Origin of the sequence: Bacillus sp. 17RED48, assembly GCF_019837545.1 — a bacterium.
Classification (GTDB): Bacteria; Bacillota; Bacilli; order Bacillales; family Bacillaceae_G; genus Bacillus_A; species Bacillus_A wiedmannii.
In genome coordinates this window covers 991,337-1,009,564 of sequence record NZ_JADAXG010000002.1, presented here as the reverse complement: position 1 = coordinate 1,009,564, position 18,228 = coordinate 991,337, and the positions used below count along the sequence as shown (strand labels likewise).

The window sequence follows — 18,228 nt, the reverse complement described above, 5'->3', positions numbered from 1 at the left end:
ATTAGAGATTTTCTAAATTTACATACACTCTAGATGGACTACATATCAACTTCAGATACTTGTTTTATGATACAAGTAATCAAACAAAAGGAGGGCAATACAAAATGATTACAACAGTATTAACAAGGCACTCTTTTAAGTACAGGAGATTATTAACAGGTGGAGAAAATGTTGAAGATGTACAGACAGATAAGTATATTCCATATGAACAAAATGAATGGCAGCAAACTCTAGAAAAGTATGATTCGAAGAAATTTGAGTTATAAAAAGAAAATAGATAAATATAGTGAAAATAGATAAATTGACAAGAGAAAAGCACTTTGTGTATATCACAGGTGCTTTTTATTTTCATTTTGATATAGGGCTTGAATTAAATTTTTAGACTAAAATATATACGGCAAAAAGGGGGGAGTTCATTGCACAAAGTTATTTATGGAATATTAATTTTAATTTATACTTTGTATTCATTTTTTGTAAGTGATGGAAGTGAAGTAAGGTTTATTATGGTGTTAACTATAGTACTTATCTTTTCTGTAGTTTTAGAAAAAGGAAATGCAAACAAAACCACTGATTAAAGGTCTTTTTGTTTGCATTTTTTAGTTGGCTATTAAAGTCCAGATGTTTTAGGGATAGCACCAAATTGCCATCAAGCTTAAAGAATCATTTATCCCCAAACAATAAAAATGAGCTTTTTATTACAAGTTAGCACCAAATTTCGTTTTTGGGACACTATTAAATTTTTAGTTGATGAAAACACCCGCCTAAAATAGAAAACTTTTAATCTATTATCATTTATTCCGTAGCTTTTAAGGTATTTAACACGACCTTGGTTGCGTCTGCAATAAGTTTATCATCGTATTTAGCATCTTCTTTATCATGATTAGAAAGTATAGCAAGAACAATCGGCTTTTTATTTGGTGGCCAAATAATTGCGATATCATTTCTTGTTCCGTAAGATCCCGCGCCTGTTTTATCAGCTACTTCCCATCCTTTTGGTACGCCCGCACGAATCAATTTATCTCCAGTTGTATTTCTCTTCATCCAATCTACTAATAGTTCACGTTTTTCTATTGGAAGTGCAGTTCCTAATGTAAATGATTGAAGTGTCTTAGCTATCGCTTCTGGTGTGCTGGTATCATGTGTTTCTCCTGGATGCACTTCATTTAATTCAGGTTCAAATCGTTCTGAAGTAGTAACAATATCTCCCATTTCTCTCAAGGTTTTTTCAAATTCAGAGGGCCCCCCTAACTGTTTAAGAATCAAATTATGTGCTGTGCTGTCACTATATCGAACAGAAGCATCTGCAAGTTCTTTTAACGTCAGTCCTGTATCAACATGCTTTTCAGTAATTGGATTATAATTAGAAAGATCTTCATGAGTATACGTAATCCTTTGATCAAGAGCTTCTAATGAGTTCTTGCGTAAAAGAGCGCCCACAGCTAATGATTTAGATGTAGATGCAAAGGCAAAACGATCATCTGAATGATAAGCAACAGTTTGATTTGTACCTGTGTCCAGTGCATAAATACCAAGCTTAGCATCATATTCTTTTTCAAGTTTAGCGAAAGATTGGTTACCTGTATTTTCTTGTTTAATTTGATTAGCTTGATTCGTTTGTTTAGGTGGTTCAGATTGAGTGTTACTATTGGAACATCCTATAAGTGATACACATGAAAGTAATACTACAGGCACAATCTTTTTGTAATGTAAAATGTTAAAGAACTTGTTTAAAACGAACATAAATTTTCAACCTCTTTCAAGAATATATGGATTTTGTCTAGGTATTCTAAATACCAATGCAATTAAAGATGGCATAGGGTAACAATACTACTGCAGCTAAATTTTCACAGGTTAAAGGACATCCAAAACGTTTATATGATTGATAAGTCACAGTTTGCGTTATTTCTTTTTTGTTTCCACTTGTAATGGTTCACCTGTGAAAGTATTACAATACATGTTTTTTACTTTTGGGAATAATAAGTCCTTTCATTTTTTTATAATACATAAAAATAGATGTCAAACGGGATATGTTGTATCCAATCTGGACAACTCATATTAGAAATACACTTATTAGACACTCTCAGTAATAAATTTGTTCCACTTCAAGATGAGGAAGAATTTGGGATTTGTAAAATAACAATGGAACTACGTGTTTTTTCGTCATACAAAAACCTCTACATATAAGTAGAGGTTTTTAAATTGCATATTAATGAATTATGCTTTTTCAGATAAACGAAGATTATAGAATACATCATTTTAGCTAGATTTATTATTAACTAATGTATCCCCACCACCAAGCTCCGCCTCAATCTGCGAAGTCTTCGATGACTCATCCATACGCCAATATGTGATAAAGCTTATCGCGATACATCCAGCTACGTAGAAGTAGAATAGTGATTCCATTCCGATGCTCTTTAGCCATAAAGCGATGAACTCGGCTGTTCCACCGAATATCGCAACGGTTAGTGCATATGGTAAACCTACGCCTAGTGCGCGAATTTCAGTTGGGAAGAGTTCTGCTTTTACAATTGCGTTAATGGAAGTGTAGCCAGTAACGATAATGAGCCCGACCATCATGAGTAAAAATGCTACGATTGGTTCTGTTGTTTTTTCCATAAAGAAGAAGATTGGTGCTGTTAGTAATGTTCCGAGAATACCGAATGCCATTAATAGTGGGCGACGTCCAATTTTATCGGATAGTAGCCCCGCAATTGGTTGAAGTACGACGAAAATAAGTAGTGCGACAAAGTTAATCCAGCTTACAATTTCTTTCGGAAGACCGACTGTGTTTACCATGAACTTTTGTAAATATGTTGTGTACGTATAGAATGCGACAGTGCCTCCTAATGTTAGGCCGACTACTGTTAATACTGCTTTCGGGTGTTTCATAAGAGCGCGAACAGTTCCTGCGCTTTCGCGTTTTTGTGATTTTATGTTTGCGAACTGTTCCGATTCATCCATCGTGCGACGAAGCCATAATACAGCTACTGCGCCCATCGCTCCAATAATGAATGGAATACGCCATCCCCAAGATTTCATATCTGGTTCGCTTAGTAATTGCTGAAGAACAATTTGAACGCCTAAAGCAACCATTTGTCCAGCAACGAGCGTTACATATTGGAAGCTTGAATAAAAACCACGGCGTCCACTACTGGCCATTTCAGATAAATATGTTGCGGAAGTTCCATACTCTCCGCCGAGTGATAATCCTTGAAGTAAACGGGCAAGAACTAAAATAATTGGTGCCATAATACCGATGCTTTCGTAACTAGGTGTACAGGCGATAATTAAAGAACCACCGGCCATAACCGTAATAGAAAGCGTTAATGCTGCCCGGCGTCCGTGCCTATCTGCATAACGTCCCATTAGCAAACTTCCGATAGGGCGCATTAAAAATCCAACTGCGAAAATAGCGGCTGTGTTCAGTAATTGGCTTGTTGGATCTCCTTTAGGAAAGAACTCTGCTGAGAAGTAAACAGCGAAAGCAGAGTAAACGTACCAGTCGTACCATTCAATTAAATTGCCGACTGAACCTTTGAAAATATTTCCGGCGACTCGATTTGATTTTGCTTGAGCCATAATCATTCCTCCTCTTGCTTAGAAATAAAAGTAAAATATGAAAGCGTTTTTATTGTAGTTGAATTGTACTGTCTATAGAATGAAATCTCAATATTATGACAATTTTATTCTTTTTGTACTTTATGTACATGGAGAGTTTTAATAGTTGCTTCATTATTAGTTTTGTCATAATAATAGAAAAAGGAGATTGATAGTTTAGAATATTTTATCAAAGGATATGAAGCATGAAGAAATCACGCAAAGTGTCATTACAAACGAAAATAGTAAGCTTAATTATTGCGTTAATTTTATTTGTCGTTCTCCTATTAGCGGGAATATTTGTGTACATTCAGTCCGTTGATACGAAGCGCCAAGTGGAGCAGCTAGCGCTACAAACAGCGAAGTCGCTTTCTTTTATGCCAGCTATAAAAGATGCTTTTCAGAATAACGAGCATAAAAGTACGATTCAATCTATTGCGGAACAAGTTCGTGAGCAAGCTGGCGCAGATTATGTCATTATAGAAGATCGCTTTGGGGTTATGTATTCCCATTCTCATTCGGAGTTAATTGGCACAAAGAGTAACAATCCATATAACTATGAAGCACTCACTTTTGGTGGCTATTATACGCTTGAAGGAAATGGTGAAAGTGGTCCTGCTTTAATGGCGAAGGCGCCCATTATTGTTCATAACGGAGACTACGATCAAGTCGTAGGCGTTGTGACAGTAGAGTTTTTAATAAAAGGTATTGAATCTAACATATTAAGCAGAACGAAAGAAATTATCCTCTTTTCCTTAGCTGTATTAGTAGCGGGCATTGTTGGTGGCATTCTTTTAGCACGTAGCATTCGGAAAGATACACTCGGTTTAGAGCCGAATGAAATCGCAGCGTTATACCGGGAACGAAGTGCGATACTACTATCTATAAAAGAAGGAATTATCGCCATTGATCAAAATGGTTTTATTACGATGATGAACACGTCGGCAGAAGAGATGCTACATGTAAATGGTGATTATATGCAGCAGCACATTTCAAAAGTTTTACCGGAATTTAATATGGAAAGAGTGCTAGAAAACGATCAAGAAATCGCGTTTCAAGATAAAGTGTTTATTTTAAACATGACACCGATACTCGAAAATAATAGTACGGTAGGCGTTGTGTGTAGTTTTAGAGATAAAACAGAACTGCAAAACCTTGTGAATACAATATCTGAGGTAAGAAAGTATTCTGAGGATTTACGCGCTCAAACACATGAATTTACAAATAAGCTTTTCGTCTTATCGGGATTACTTCAGTTAGGACATTACAAGGAAGCGATTGAATTTATCCAACAAGAATCTAATATTCATCAAAGCCAAAACCATATTTTATTTCATCAAATTCACGATGCGAAAGTACAAGCTATTTTATTAGGAAAAATCGGAACAGCGTCTGAGAAGAAAATTGATTTTCATATTGAAGGAGATAGTGCGCTTCATCCGTTACCAGACCATATAAAAGTTTCGCACCTTATTACAATCCTTGGAAACATACTCGACAATGCGTTTGATGCGGTGAGTGAACGAGAGGAAAAGAGTGTTTCCTTCTTTGTTACGGATATTGGAAATGACATTGTGTTTGAAGTGATAGACAGTGGAGCTGGGATACCAGTTGAAAAAATCACGACTATTTTTCAAAAAGGATTTTCAACGAAAGGAAATGATCGTGGTTACGGACTAGCAAACGTGAAAGAAATGGTAGATCTACTAGGGGGAACAATTGAAATTCAAAACGAGAAAAATGGGGGAGCTATTTTTACAATTTACCTTCCGAAAACATTGAGAGAAAGTACATGACAAACAGGGGGATGGGCATATGTTGAAGGTTGCAATTGCAGAAGATGATTTTCGCGTCGCGCAAATTCAGGAAGAGTTTTTATCAAAAATAAAGGACGTAAAAGTCATCGGAAAAGCATTGAACGCGAAAGAAACGATGGAACTACTACAAAGGGAAGAAATCGATTTACTTCTATTAGATAATTACTTACCAGACGGAATCGGAACAGACTTATTACCGAAAATCCATGCAGACTTTCCAAACGTTGACGTCATTATGGTGACAGCGGCGAACGAAAACCATATGTTAGAAAAAGCAATTCGAAATGGCGTAAGCAACTACCTTATAAAACCGGTCACGTTAGAAAAATTCGTTCGCACAATTGAAGACTATAAAAGAAAGAAACAACTATTACATAGTAACAATGAAGTGAATCAAGCACTCATCGATAACTTCTTCGGCATTTCGCAAACACAGGACATAAAAAACTTACCGACAGGTGTGGATCCGTTAACACTGCAAAAAGTGAAAGGCATTATAAAAGGATTCGAAGAGGGAATTACAATAGAAGAAATGGGAGAACAAATGGGTGCTTCCAGAACAACCGCAAGAAGATATTTAGAATACTTAGTAGCGACAAACGAATGCACAGTAGAGTACACATACGGCATTATCGGACGACCAGAACGAAAATACCGAATAGGACGAGGGTTATGAAAAAACGATTATTACTATGTATATGGATCATGACAGGAGTAATAGCTGGTTGTTCCGTAGAAAAAACGCACAAGAATAAAGTGAACATAGAAGAAGTAGAAATCGTTGCGCCAAACGTTCAAGGAGCAGGGTGGGACTTAACAGCGCGAGCGATGCAAAAGACACTAACAGAAGAAAAAATCTTCACAAAACCAATCACAGTCACAAACAAAGTAGGTGGCAGCGGTGATGTTGGGTGGAAATATACGAAACAAAAAGGCGGACATGTACTGGCGATTAACTCAAGCTTACTCATAACGAACAACCTACTAGGCCACAGTAAACTAACATATAAAGACTTCACACCGCTCGCGCTACTTGCATCAGACTGGGAAGTCGTTGTCGTATCAAAAGAATCAAACATAGTAAACGCAAAACAACTCATGGAACAACTAAAACAAAACAAGAATAATTTCAAAATCGGCGTTGCCCCAGGCCTAGGAAACGACGATCACCTATCATTCGTACAAGTAAGCAAAGCATTCGGCATAAACCCTGCCGAACTACAATTCTTCGTCTACGAAAACAAAGAAAAAATCATAAACGCCCTAACGAACAAACAAATAGGCGTCGCAACCATGACCCTATCCGAAGCCGAAAAACAATACAAAGCCGGCAAAATAAAAATACTAGCCGTATCCGCACCAAAACGGCTAGACCGACTACCAGAAATCCCAACCTGGAAAGAACAAGGAATCAACGTCATATTCCAGCACTGGAAAGGAATTATGGGCCCGAAAGATATGACGGAGGAAGAGGTTGCTTATTGGGATGGTGTGATTAAGAGGATGGTGGAGAGTGATAGTTGGAAGGGGATTTTGAGGGAGCGGGGTTGGGAGAGTTTTTATAAGGGGAGTGGGGAGACTAGGGTGTTTCTTGAGAAAAGTAGTCAGGAGTATGGGGAACTAGTGGGGAATAATAGAAATTATTAAATCATACGGTATGGCGTATGGTTTTTCTTTTGTATATATAGTGACAATTATTTGTGAGAGAGGGTGGTTAAAATTAGTGACTAATTCCCTTCTAGTGGTTTATTTGTAAGTAATGGTATATGTGACGTAAATAGTACTGGATTTTGAGTTATAATTTTGTGATAACAAGTTATGAAATGTCATTATTGCTACAACTTTTTATTAAAATACAAAATTAATAATACATGTAGAGGGGATTCATCACTAATGAAATTAGCAAAAACAGAGATACAACAATTTATATCAAAACAACTGGAGCTTTGCGAGTTGAAAGAGCTAGATGTCGAGTTCGCAGTTCGAGGGCTGGATTTTGATCCGAACATGTTTATTCGTGCAGGAGAAATGGGATTAGAAATAGGGTTTCATAGATTGGTATGGAATAGTTCTGTCGTACCAGATATGACACGGTTTACGCATCATATATTATTATGGGAACATCTAGAGGAATTAAGTGACAGTGAGAAAGCCGTGGAAATTAAAGAGAGTATTATTATGGTGGCTGAGTTTAGAAAAAGGCGGTATCAGCAGTGTAAGTTTTGTGATACAAGGACTTTGCCAGAACATCTTTTTGAGGATGGTGTATGTCAGGGGTGTGCTATTGTGCATTTTGGGGTAATATATTGACTTTTTAGAAGTAATTATAGAAATAATTTAAAAGATAGTTCTATTCTTTTATACTTGAATGAGGCTGGATGAATAGAAACGAGGAATTATATGAGTAAATTAAGTAACTGTCTATACATGATTGAGCTCCTGCATGCGAGAGGGAAAATGAGAATTAGTGAACTGGCAGAGATATTAGAAGTAAAAGAGCGGATGGTCCGCATTTATCGTGATGATATTGAAATGGCTGGTATTAAAATTGAAACAACGAAAGGCAGATACGGTGGCTACTCTCTTTCAAATACATCGTTATTTCCTATTAAAAATATGTCTCAACAAGAGCTAGATGCGTTAACATTCTCTATTCAAAAACTAGTTTCAAAGGGTAATGACATTTATTCACGGGACGCACAAGTAGCGTTAGATAAATTGAATGCCGTTCGGAAAGTCGAAACGAATAAAGACCGCCACATATATTTTGTGCAAAGATCGAAGCCAAATTATGCATTTTCGAATGAAAATCAAAAATATGTACAACTACAAGAAGCGCTATTTACAAGAAGCAAAGTAAAAATCCAGTATGAAAAACTGTCTGGTGAAAGATCAGAACGAATTATCGATCCGTACGGCTTTGTGCACTACAACGAATTCTTTTACTGCCTAGCCCTGTGTAATGGTAAAAAGGAAAAACGTATGTTTAAATTATCTCGAATAAAAGATATTAAAGCTTTGTATGATACATATGAAATACCTGCTAATTTTGATATCCGAGAAGAATTTCCGAAGTTCGGCATTATGAAAGAACCGTTAGAAGTAGAGTTACTCATCTATCCACCATTTGCTGTAACCGTACCAGAATCTATTTGGGGAGAGAACCAAATGATAGAACATAATGAGGATGGTAGCATTCTTTTCCGGGCAACGATGAGTGGGAAAGAGTCGATTAAGAAGTGGATTTTGGGGATGGGTGCTTCGGTTAGGGTGTTGGAGCCTAGAAAATTACGGGAAGAGGTTGTTGAGGAAGGTAGGAAGTTGTTGGAGATGTATGGTTCATTTTAAATGAATGGAATGGATGTAAGAATTAAAATTAAAAGTGACGTTATAAGTACCGGTTTTAGTGTTACTATGAATATATATTAAGATTCACATATAATTTTACAAATTTCATATAAAATATAGATAATAATTGGGAGTATGGTTGTATATTTGGATATTTTATGTAATTCGCACATGGTTATTAATTAATTATAAAAGAATATGATAAAATATTATTAAAATACTAATGAGATGGCGTGAGGGATAGTAAATATGTCTGAAGAAAAATATTTTTTAAGTTTTATAGAGCATATTAATCAAGTTGCAGCGGTTAATGCAAAAAAAATGGAAGAGTTAATATATGAAGACCCAGCAAGTGCAATTGTGAAGGCTAGGTTATTTGCTGAAGCTATATTGAATGAGGTATTCGCTCAAGAAGATATAAAGGTGCCATATATTTCATCACTTTATGATAAAATTTCTTATCTTGCAAAAGAAGGTTATATAACAGCGGAAGTGCAGAGGGACTTTGATACAGTTCGTTTTACGGGTAATAAAGCAGCGCATGATGGCTCTTTTAATGATATTAGTGCAGCTTTTAAATTGCATAAAGTCATGCATAATATTGCTGTTTGGTTATACGAAGTATATTCACCTGAACAATTAAAAATACCTGCATATGAGCATCCAAGACCAGCGCAAAGCAATGAAGCAGATATACAAGAAATGGTGAAAGCACAAGTAATGCAACTAATAGGCATTACTAATAAGGATGATGTAAAAAAAGAAGAACCTATTATTGAAGAATTAGCGGAAGAGAGCATCCTTTGTAAAGACCTTCCTGAGGGAGAAAGTTATTTATTAAGAGAGCTAAAAAGGCTACAAGATTCATCACAAGAGGCTATTGAAAACGCAAATGCATTTAGTCAATTTAAAAAATATATGCACGTAGAGAGAAAGATTCAAACTGATTTAGAGCGTATTTTGGTGAAAAATAAGGAACTTAATTCCTCTAGCTTAATTCTTCTTTGTGGTAGTGTTGGAGATGGGAAATCCCATTTATTAGCATATTTAAAAGAGAATAAACCGGAATTATTAGAAGGGTATCAAATTTTTAATGATGCTACAGAAAGTTTTTCTCCTAATAAAAATGCAATGGAGACTTTAGAAGAAATACTTCAAGATTTCTCCGACCAATCGATTGGGCAATCGAATAAGAAAGTTATTTTAGCAATCAATATGGGAGTTCTTCACAACTTTATAACGTTAAACCATGAAGAATTTACATATGAAGCTTTAAATAAATTTGTTGACGGCAGTGGTCTATTTTCTTCAAGCATCACTACTTGTTATAGTGAAGATCATTTTGATCTAATTAGTTTCGGTGATTATCATTCGTATGAACTAACAGAAAAAGGACCGCGATCAACGTTCTTTTTAACTTTATTAAATAAAATATTTAGTAAAGAAGAGGAAAATCCTTTTTATTTGGCCTATCAAGAAGATGTAAATAGTAATGTTCGAACAATGATTCATGAGAATTATGAATTTATTCAGGAACCTTACGTACAAAAACAAATTGTTAATTTAGTTATTCAAACGTTAGTGAAATTTAAGTTAGTGATATCGGCTCGTGCATTTTTAAATTTTGTAGCTGATATTATTATTCCAGATAAACTAGCAGTAATTAAGGCCCTTTCTGAATTTGAAGTGTTAGAGCAAGCGGTTCCTAATCTTATGTTTAAACGTAAAGAGCGTTCACCTATTTTGAAATATATACATGAATTAGACCCAGTTCATAGAAGATCATCTTATATCGATCAAATTATTATCGATTTAAGTACTTTAAATGAATGGGATACGGTATTAAATCGTTGTGTAGTATCTGGTCAAGGTAGAGGCTGGCTAGATCCTTTTATTGTTGAAGAAAAAGTGGACGGTCCATCATTTATTGGTTTCTCGGAAACTGTTATTCGAATTACATATTTAACGAATGAAGATTTCTCTCAAAAGATTGAGGATGAGACGTATCATAGATATGTAAACAAATTGTTTGATTTCAATTCGGGTAATAAAAAAGAAATTAAAGTCTTTTATGAAGAGATAAAAGAGGCGTTATTTAAATGGAAGGGAAGTCCGAAAAAGGGTTATATTTATTTAAATAAACCAAGCGATAAGTATAGATTAGCTCAACAACTTAATTTAAAGCCATCAATTGAGCATTTAAAATTTAACCAAAATGATGTATTGGAGTCGTTTAAATCATCACTTGTGTTAGCTTATCACAATGGAGATATTAAAAATACTATTGAGTTGGATATTGATTATCAACTTTATAATTTACTGGTAAAAGTTTGTCGAGGATATTGTCCAAATAAAAAAGATGAAGAAGATGCGATTAAATTTACAGAGTTTGTCGAGAAAATCATGAAATTTGGAGAGAAAGAAAATGAGCTATTGATACATTTCCCTAATGACTCTCGCTTTTATAAGTTAAATAGAGATGATTTTGGTGCATTCGTGTTTGAAAGGGAGCAGTAATTGATGAATACATTACTAAAAATTGAAGAATTGGAAGAATTATTGGGAAAAGATAGGCATGATGTTGGTAAAGTTGTAGATATTTTTCCTTTTGTTACAAAGAGAACGAAAGCTATTCGTGGAAACTTTAATGAAGTTTTAGGGGAGTATGTTCGAAATATTTGTGGTTTAAAGCTGGCTGAAAAGAAGAACAAAGGTGAAGAAGAACTATTTTCTTCTAGGAATCCTTTTGTGGATCAAATTATGGGAGAAATTGAATATACACAGGAAGCGGAGTATGATCTAGATCGTTTTTTAAACCAATATTTGTTTGGTCAAGATAATAAAATTAAACCTATTCATCCATATTTATTTAACTATATGGCTGCACCTGAGAAGAATGAGTTGTTAAAATACGGACAATTTGTAAAAGATGTTCTCGTTTATGATGAAGCTAGTATTAGTTCTGTATTTGACAATAAGGAAAGTGAAGATATATTAACAGAGTTAATATTAAATAAATTAGATATTCCAACTAAAGAGCCTGTTAAGCAATATCAACCTTTAATGGAGTTTTTAGCAAATTCATATCAGGAAGATTTATTATTTTTGAGCCAATATAAAGATTACTTCTTAAAATCTTTCCCATTACTTACGCATTTTTATAGTTTTATGTATGTATGTCAATTGGTTGTGAAGTTTGAACAATTTGATGAAGCTGATTATTCGTATTCTAATCCTTTATATTTTGCTTTAGAATGGGAATCTATTAGTAAGAGAAGACAAGCTGCGGATGATTTAGAAGGGTTTAGAAGAGTAAAAGATAAAGCACCTAATTTATTTGTGCACATGCACACGATGTCTCAATTAAGTCATAACGAGTTTCAGGATGAATTAGTTGATGAAAAGAAAAGCTTTAAATTTATGAATTATAGAGCATTAAAAGATTTAATAGATGAAAAAGGTCCAAATGTTTCAGAGCAATTTTTAGCAGATTGTAAACAATGGATCAATAAGTATAGTGATCTTTGGGCGAAGCGAGTAACACCTAAAGATGAGCCTGAAAATATTTCTGAGGCTTTTAAAACATTGTTTAGTTGCTTAAGAGAGGGAACAAATGCAGACGCTTGTAAAAAGTTCGGGGAGAACATTGAAGATTTAGGAGCAGATGCTTTTCTAAAAAATCGAGGTAGCATTGGAGCTGTCTTTAATATGAGTCATGAAATGCTGTTACTTTTAACAGCTGTATGTGTAAAAGAAGACAGAATGCCGTTAAATCGTTTGTTTGAAGAATTTTCCAAAAGAGGAGTGGCTTTTGATCGTCATTCGAAAAAGATGATTATAGAGCTATTTGATTCTCATAATATTCTAGATAAAAAAAGTGATAGTGGTGATGCACAGTATGTCAAACGAATTTTATAATTATATATGTGATTTATTACTGGGAGATTTTAAAAATCGCTCAATAAAAGCTGGGGATAGATTTTATTTACAGCTGGATAAAGTAGAGGATGTAGAGAATTTAGTAGAAGCATTCCAAGAGCAAGAGAATGTTAAGCAATTTGTTTATAAGCATGAATTAGGTGAAGCGTATAAAACATTTTCAATTGAAATACAAAATGTTCAACTTGTTATTGCTTATACAAATGAAAATGTTAAACCAGATTTCTTAGTTACTTTACGAAATCAAGTTGGTGAACAAAAAGGTGTATGGAAAGACACTGCTTTATTGAGTGTAGTTTCAGAACAGTTGGATTCAATTCAAGGTGGAAGTAGTGACCTCCAAAAGGATGGAATGCCGTTGCATCCAAATTCTATAGTAAAGGGATTAAAGCAAGAAATTGAAAGTAGTACGTTAGATAAAACTGCTCAAATTATCCTTATAGAAAACATGGAGATGATTAAGCAAGAACAAGCACACCAACAAGTTACATTCTTTGAGTTTGAAGAAATCTTCTCTACGCTTGCAAAAGGCACGATTGAAGATAAAGACTATCAAAAATTTGCAGTTTTTAAAGATGAAGAATTAGCTACTTTTAAAGGGAATAAGCAAAAAGAACGTTTAAGTACGAATAGGGAATTATATGAATTTGTTAGGAAAATTCATGACTTTGGTTTAGGAGCAGAGGAATTAGAGCAGAAGTTTACTCCTGAGGGAGCTAGTAAATTAAAACGAGAAGATTGGCAAGAAATTAATTTTGCTGATGTTCATCGGTTCCATAAGGATTTTATAGATGGTCGTAAAAAGGCATCAATTAATTTAAAAGAGCTAACGGTTAAAGAAGGATTGTATTTTTGGGATAAGCCTCAAAAAGAGACTGCATCAGGAGAAAGAAAAAGACACCTAGTTATATTTAATCCAGAAGGTAAAGAAGAAGTAAATTTAAATGCTGCATTTTCAATTCAAGGTGGAAATGTTAAAAGTTTATCGAACAAATATGTAAAAATACCCTTAGCTTTTAAGAAAAATGTAGAAGTATCAGTAGGGAAGATAAATCTTAGTGCGGTTATAAAAACTGATGGTAACCACCCTACATTTGCTAGGTTGTCTTATAAGCATGAAGATAAATCAAATTTAGGTGTAGAATTATTTATTGTTGTACTACCAATTGAACCATATGTATTAGATGCTTTTAAAACGACATATTTGATTGCACCTAATAAGGGTCTAATTGAACTTCAACATGAAGATAACGAGCTTTCATTTGGACAAGGCTATAACAAAAATTCAGTGGAAGTCTATGAGGAAAATGCAACTATTGATTGTAGCGTAGATGATGAACTTACTATTCTCCCTCAACCTGAAGCGTATAATGATGAAGAAGAGATGAGAGTTAACATTCGCTTGACGGAGAATGGAACAATCATGCCATTTATATTGAAAAATGAGTTACCAGAATCTACTCCAATTAATGGCGCGCGAATTTGGAAATTAAAGCGTGAGCAGCAAAGAGATTTTGAATGGATAAATAATCGTTTGCGTTTTGGAAATAGGGAATTTTATTTAAGCCCGGAATATAAGAACTTATTCGAGTGGGAGTATCAATGGATTGAAAATGGGCTTAGATGTGCCGTAGTAGAATCTGATGCATTGGTCCCTGAAGAAGTGTCCATTAGCGATGAATTAAGAGAAGCTTATAGTAGATTTTTAACTTACTTTAAAATTAAAAAAGGTATACCAAGCTTATGTTATTACAGTGACGAGCTAGTTAAAAGAGCAGAGGAATATCTGAATGCTTTTATACAAGAGATTAAAAGTTTTGAAGAAGGACATGAGGCCGGCAAACGCGGACGAGATTTATTTAAGTTAGGGACAGTTATGGGGAATAATGTAATTAAATTTACACCATTTCATCCAGTCATGGTCGCTTTCCAACTAAAACTGAATAATTTACTTTCAAATGAAGAAGTAGATAATAGTATTTTACAGCGATTAAAACCAGATGGACTAGTTCCATATATTTATAATGAGCGAGATCAATTGTATAGACCAGATAATCAGAATATCGCATTAGAGTGGATGGACTTTAAACCAGTTAATCAAGTGTCAGTATCGGATGCTAATCAATATTTAGCAAAAGTAATTGAGGATAAAATTCAGCAATTTGAAGGACACTTTGGCTATTTGTTTAGTGAGTACTCTAAGGCACCGTTGCAAATTAATTTAATTAATATTGAAAATGATCATGAAACTTTTAGAGGTATCGTAAATTGGATGCTTGAAAGAATTAGATCAAAAGGGCCTGAAGGCTTAAAAGCTGTTGAAGTGACCCTCTATAAAGAAGAGGGCCAGGACAGTGCATTTGATAATTTCTCAAGAATAGAATCAGTAGAGGAGTTCCAAACAAAGTTTAATATTAATTTAGGCGCAAAACAGCAGCATGAATCTCAGGATATATTACGATTTATTCGTGAAAAGCTAGTTTATTATAAAAAAGAAATAGGCGAAGAATATAAGTATGCACATATTTCTTTCTATAAAATGCAGGCGCAAGAGCGATATGCGTTACAATCTATGGATGAAATGTTATCAGGTTTGGCAATTGAGGGGTTATACACTACAGTACCTTCAATGAAGAGTAATGAAAATTATAAGAGTGGTTTCGGTGTTAAAGCATATGCTGTAGAGGAAGAGAATCTCTTAACACAAACAACGTATTATTTTAATGAATTGTGCGCAAACCTTCATAATGGTGGAAATAATACGTATCGAAAAGGTGAAGCGATTTTCTCTAGAACAACGAGTGCTGATGAAGAAACTCTAGAAGAAATTTTCAAATCATCTTATTGGGTAACATTTGTAGACCCAAGTTTCGATCTGGAGTTCTTTAATGATTACGAGCAAAATCTAGTCGTTATTCATTATAGTGATCAATATTCATCTTCAAGTAGGTATGATGCTATTACTGTAACGGATAAATCGCAACAATATCATTTTGTTATTGAGGAATTTTTAAAGGAAAAACAAGTAGAGAGTAAAAAAGAAAATGTAGAGAGTACTATTAAAGCATTCAATACTTTTAATGGTGAATGGTTACTTCGTGTTATTGGCAGTAAGGGCCATTACTCTAGAGAAAAGTTGAGTATCATTTCTGCTATAAAGTTTTCTTTAGCTTACTTTGAACATCGTGATATTTTATGGGTACCGATTTCCTTGGAAGAAGTTTTAAGAGTGGCTGGTACTGTTAATTTAAAGAAAGCAGATGGTATATTTACAACTAAAAACTTAGGAAGAAATGGCGTTCATAGCGATGATTTACTTTTAATAGGTTTAGAACAAGTAGAGAATGATTTAATGATGCATTTTTATCCTGTCGAAGTGAAAATTGGCGCTAATAAAAATGATGTATTAGAAAAAGCAAGAAAACAAGTTAAGCATACGAAGAAATTAATCAATGATGCATTAACAACTAATTCTTTTGCTAGCCGTTTCTATCGTAATTTCTTTGCTCAACTTTATATTTCTAATGCTAATAAAATATTCAAAAGTAGATTCTGGGAAGAGAAAAATTATGGATTGAATAATGAAGTGGTTGAAAAACTGCTGAAAGATGAATTTATAATTTCAAATGGAATAGAATCATCGATTGGTGAAGGAGCTATTTTATCCTTCCAGCGAGACGCTTATCATAGAAGTGCTAAACTGGATGAAGGGATTACCTTATTAAGCCTTCCAGAGTTTGATGGATATAGTGGTCTTATACAACCAATGGAAGATATGAAGAATTGGATACAAGAAACAGAAGGTGATTTTATAAAGGAAGAGTTACTTTCTTATAAATATGCAGGTGTATATAGTGAAGAAAAAAGTGCAAACTCAGAAGAAAATGAATTGGTGATTGATGTAGAGGTAGAAGAACAGCCTGAATTTATCGATTCTAATGAGGAAAGCGAAAATACAATAGAAGTTCGTGAAGAAATAAAAGAAAAAGAGCCACAAAAACTAGAAAAATCTCGAATTCTAATTGGGAAGGCAGAGAACTCGAATAGAGAGATTTATTGGGAATATGGTAATAAAGGATTGGCGAATAGACATTTGCTGATATCTGGTAAATCCGGACAAGGTAAGACATATTTCATGCAATGCTTGTTATTAGAAAAATCGAAGCAAGGCATTCCAAGTATTGTTATTGACTATACAGAAGGATTTTTACCAAATCAATTAGAAGATGAATTTATACAAGCAATGGGTACAAAGTTAAAACAAAAGATTGTATATAGTGAGCAACTCCCAATAAATCCGTTTCAAAAGAATGAAAGAGATATTGGAGGGATTACACTTCCAGAATCTAATACGGATGTTGCTGAAAGGATTAAGAGTGTATTTGCTGCTGTATATAGCACGTTAGGTGTGCAGCAATTAAATGCAATTTATGAAGGTACTCTTAATGGATTAGAGAAATACGGAGAAGATATGGGCTTAATAAAGCTTAGAGAATGTTTAGAAGAAGATGGTTCTAGCTATGCTAAGACGGCTTTATCTCAAATACGACCACTTATTGATCGTAATCCATTTAGCCATGAAAATACAATAAATTGGAAAGATATTGTAGATAGTAATGGTGAGATTTTTATTATTCAGTTGACTGGATACCCTCGAGATGTTCAATTAATGATTACAGAATTTATTTTATGGGACCTTTGGAATTATTCTGTAAGGTTTGGAAATAAAAATAATCCAATGCCTGTCATAATGGATGAAGCACAAAACCTTGATCATACGGAAAAATCACCTTCTGCACGAATTTTACAAGAAGGACGTAAATTTGGATGGTCTGCATGGTATGCAACTCAATTTTTAAAATCTCAATTGGCTACTGATGAATTAGCAAGGCTACAAAATGCCTCACAGAAGGTTTATTTTGCGCCACCAGAACAAGAGATTTCTACAATTGCCACTAGTCTATCTAACGATTCTTCAGAGAAAAAAGAATGGGAGAATAGACTTTCAACATTGAAAAAAGGTCAGTGTATTGTACATGGCCCTGTGTTACAAGTAAATGGTGAATTGTCTCAACCAACTGTAACGGTGGTTGATATTATATCTTTATCTAAGCGAATATAAAAAGGAACCACCTCGGTGGTTCCTTTTATTTTTAATTTAATACAATAATTCGATAATCTTCTAATGAAGATAAATTGTCTATTTCTTGTTTGATGATCTTTAGCCCGTATTCTATATAAAGGATCATGCTTTGCGTGATTTCATCTTCATTTAAAGTAACTTGCATTTCATTAATAATTAAATGTTTAAAAAGTAAAAACTCTTTATCTTTAATAATATTATCTGGGATTGTCCATTTTGTTTTTCCATCTTTAAAGTCATCATTTATTTTTCCAGTAGCGTTAGCGATACCTTTTGCTAATGCTATTTTTATACCTTGTGGTCGATCAATCTCAAGTACTTCACAGAGTAGGTCAAGCGTTTCTTTACCTGTTCCTGAGAGGTTCATTCTTCTGTTTGCCATAA

At 34.2% G+C, this 18,228-nt stretch carries 13 protein-coding genes; 10 read left to right on the top strand and 3 right to left on the bottom strand.

Annotated features, from left to right (window positions below; translation table 11 throughout):
- Nucleotides 1–104: 104 nt before the first annotated feature.
- On the top strand, nt 105–266 hold the full coding sequence (locus ILT06_RS12020) for a hypothetical protein (protein WP_179194465.1): 162 nt from the start codon (nt 105–107) through the stop codon (nt 264–266).
- A 150-nt stretch (nt 267–416) separates the two neighbouring features.
- Nucleotides 417–575 (top strand): hypothetical protein, encoded by a 159-nt coding sequence (locus ILT06_RS12015; protein ID WP_002087303.1) that lies wholly within the window; start codon nt 417–419, stop codon nt 573–575.
- 217 nt (nt 576–792) lie between these two features.
- Here the strand turns inward: ILT06_RS12015 and blaIII are convergent, their stop codons facing one another.
- Both blaIII and ILT06_RS12005 read right to left on the bottom strand, forming a co-directional pair.
- Complete coding sequence (gene blaIII / locus ILT06_RS12010) at nt 793–1,740, bottom strand: class A beta-lactamase BlaIII (RefSeq protein WP_088047922.1); 948 nt, start codon at nt 1,738–1,740, stop codon at nt 793–795.
- 516 nt (nt 1,741–2,256) lie between these two features.
- A complete protein-coding gene (locus tag ILT06_RS12005) occupies nt 2,257–3,579 on the bottom strand; it encodes an MFS transporter (RefSeq protein WP_064473741.1) in 1,323 nt (440 codons plus the stop codon).
- 224 nt (nt 3,580–3,803) lie between these two features.
- Between ILT06_RS12005 and ILT06_RS12000 the strand changes: the two genes are divergently transcribed.
- The 8 genes from ILT06_RS12000 to dptH all read left to right on the top strand — a co-directional run bounded on the left by ILT06_RS12000 (nt 3,804) and on the right by dptH (nt 17,823).
- Nucleotides 3,804–5,393: an ATP-binding protein gene (locus ILT06_RS12000; protein WP_000749626.1), complete on the top strand. Its 1,590-nt coding sequence runs from the start codon at nt 3,804–3,806 to the stop codon at nt 5,391–5,393.
- Between the two features lie 19 nt (nt 5,394–5,412).
- Entirely contained in the window at nt 5,413–6,090 is a 678-nt protein-coding gene (locus ILT06_RS11995) for a response regulator (protein ID WP_000921551.1), read from the top strand.
- The gene (locus tag ILT06_RS11990; protein ID WP_222655127.1) at nt 6,087–7,061 is read left to right on the top strand and encodes a tripartite tricarboxylate transporter substrate binding protein; all 975 of its coding nucleotides are present in this window, start codon (nt 6,087–6,089) and stop codon (nt 7,059–7,061) included. The genes ILT06_RS11995 and ILT06_RS11990 overlap by 4 nt, the downstream gene beginning before the upstream one ends.
- A gap of 246 nt (nt 7,062–7,307) precedes the next feature.
- Entirely contained in the window at nt 7,308–7,724 is a 417-nt protein-coding gene (locus ILT06_RS11985; RefSeq protein WP_000761576.1) for a hypothetical protein, read from the top strand.
- Nucleotides 7,725–7,814: 90 nt separating this feature from the next.
- Nucleotides 7,815–8,762, top strand: coding sequence for a helix-turn-helix transcriptional regulator (locus ILT06_RS11980; protein WP_000041044.1), 948 nt, complete (start codon nt 7,815–7,817; stop codon nt 8,760–8,762).
- 249 nt (nt 8,763–9,011) lie between these two features.
- Complete coding sequence (gene dptF, locus ILT06_RS11975) at nt 9,012–11,279, top strand: DNA phosphorothioation-dependent restriction protein DptF (protein WP_222655126.1); 2,268 nt, start codon at nt 9,012–9,014, stop codon at nt 11,277–11,279.
- A gap of 3 nt (nt 11,280–11,282) precedes the next feature.
- Entirely contained in the window at nt 11,283–12,680 is a 1,398-nt protein-coding gene (gene dptG, locus ILT06_RS11970; protein WP_001094290.1) for a DNA phosphorothioation-dependent restriction protein DptG, read from the top strand.
- Nucleotides 12,661–17,823, top strand: a complete 5,163-nt coding sequence (dptH, locus tag ILT06_RS11965) for a DNA phosphorothioation-dependent restriction protein DptH (protein ID WP_222655125.1) — start codon at nt 12,661–12,663, stop codon at nt 17,821–17,823. Before dptG ends, dptH begins: the two co-directional genes overlap by 20 nt.
- A 31-nt stretch (nt 17,824–17,854) precedes the next feature.
- Here the strand turns inward: dptH and ILT06_RS11960 are convergent, their stop codons facing one another.
- Nucleotides 17,855–18,226, bottom strand: a complete 372-nt coding sequence (locus ILT06_RS11960) for a hypothetical protein (protein WP_000013617.1) — start codon at nt 18,224–18,226, stop codon at nt 17,855–17,857.
- Nucleotides 18,227–18,228 lie beyond the last annotated feature (2 nt).

Bases quoted from the DNA above. Each gene is read 5' to 3' on its own strand.
- ILT06_RS12020 (WP_179194465.1), top strand. From the start codon at position 105: ATGATTACAACAGTATTAACAAGGCACTCTTTTAAGTACAGGAGATTA.
- blaIII (WP_088047922.1), bottom strand. From the start codon at position 1,740: ATGTTCGTTTTAAACAAGTTCTTTAACATTTTACATTACAAAAAGATT.
- ILT06_RS12005 (WP_064473741.1), bottom strand. From the start codon at position 3,579: ATGGCTCAAGCAAAATCAAATCGAGTCGCCGGAAATATTTTCAAAGGT.
- ILT06_RS12000 (WP_000749626.1), top strand. From the start codon at position 3,804: ATGAAGAAATCACGCAAAGTGTCATTACAAACGAAAATAGTAAGCTTA.
- ILT06_RS11995 (WP_000921551.1), top strand. From the start codon at position 5,413: ATGTTGAAGGTTGCAATTGCAGAAGATGATTTTCGCGTCGCGCAAATT.
- ILT06_RS11990 (WP_222655127.1), top strand. From the start codon at position 6,087: ATGAAAAAACGATTATTACTATGTATATGGATCATGACAGGAGTAATA.
- ILT06_RS11985 (WP_000761576.1), top strand. From the start codon at position 7,308: ATGAAATTAGCAAAAACAGAGATACAACAATTTATATCAAAACAACTG.
- ILT06_RS11980 (WP_000041044.1), top strand. From the start codon at position 7,815: ATGAGTAAATTAAGTAACTGTCTATACATGATTGAGCTCCTGCATGCG.
- dptF (WP_222655126.1), top strand. From the start codon at position 9,012: ATGTCTGAAGAAAAATATTTTTTAAGTTTTATAGAGCATATTAATCAA.
- dptG (WP_001094290.1), top strand. From the start codon at position 11,283: ATGAATACATTACTAAAAATTGAAGAATTGGAAGAATTATTGGGAAAA.
- dptH (WP_222655125.1), top strand. From the start codon at position 12,661: ATGTCAAACGAATTTTATAATTATATATGTGATTTATTACTGGGAGAT.
- ILT06_RS11960 (WP_000013617.1), bottom strand. From the start codon at position 18,226: ATGGCAAACAGAAGAATGAACCTCTCAGGAACAGGTAAAGAAACGCTT.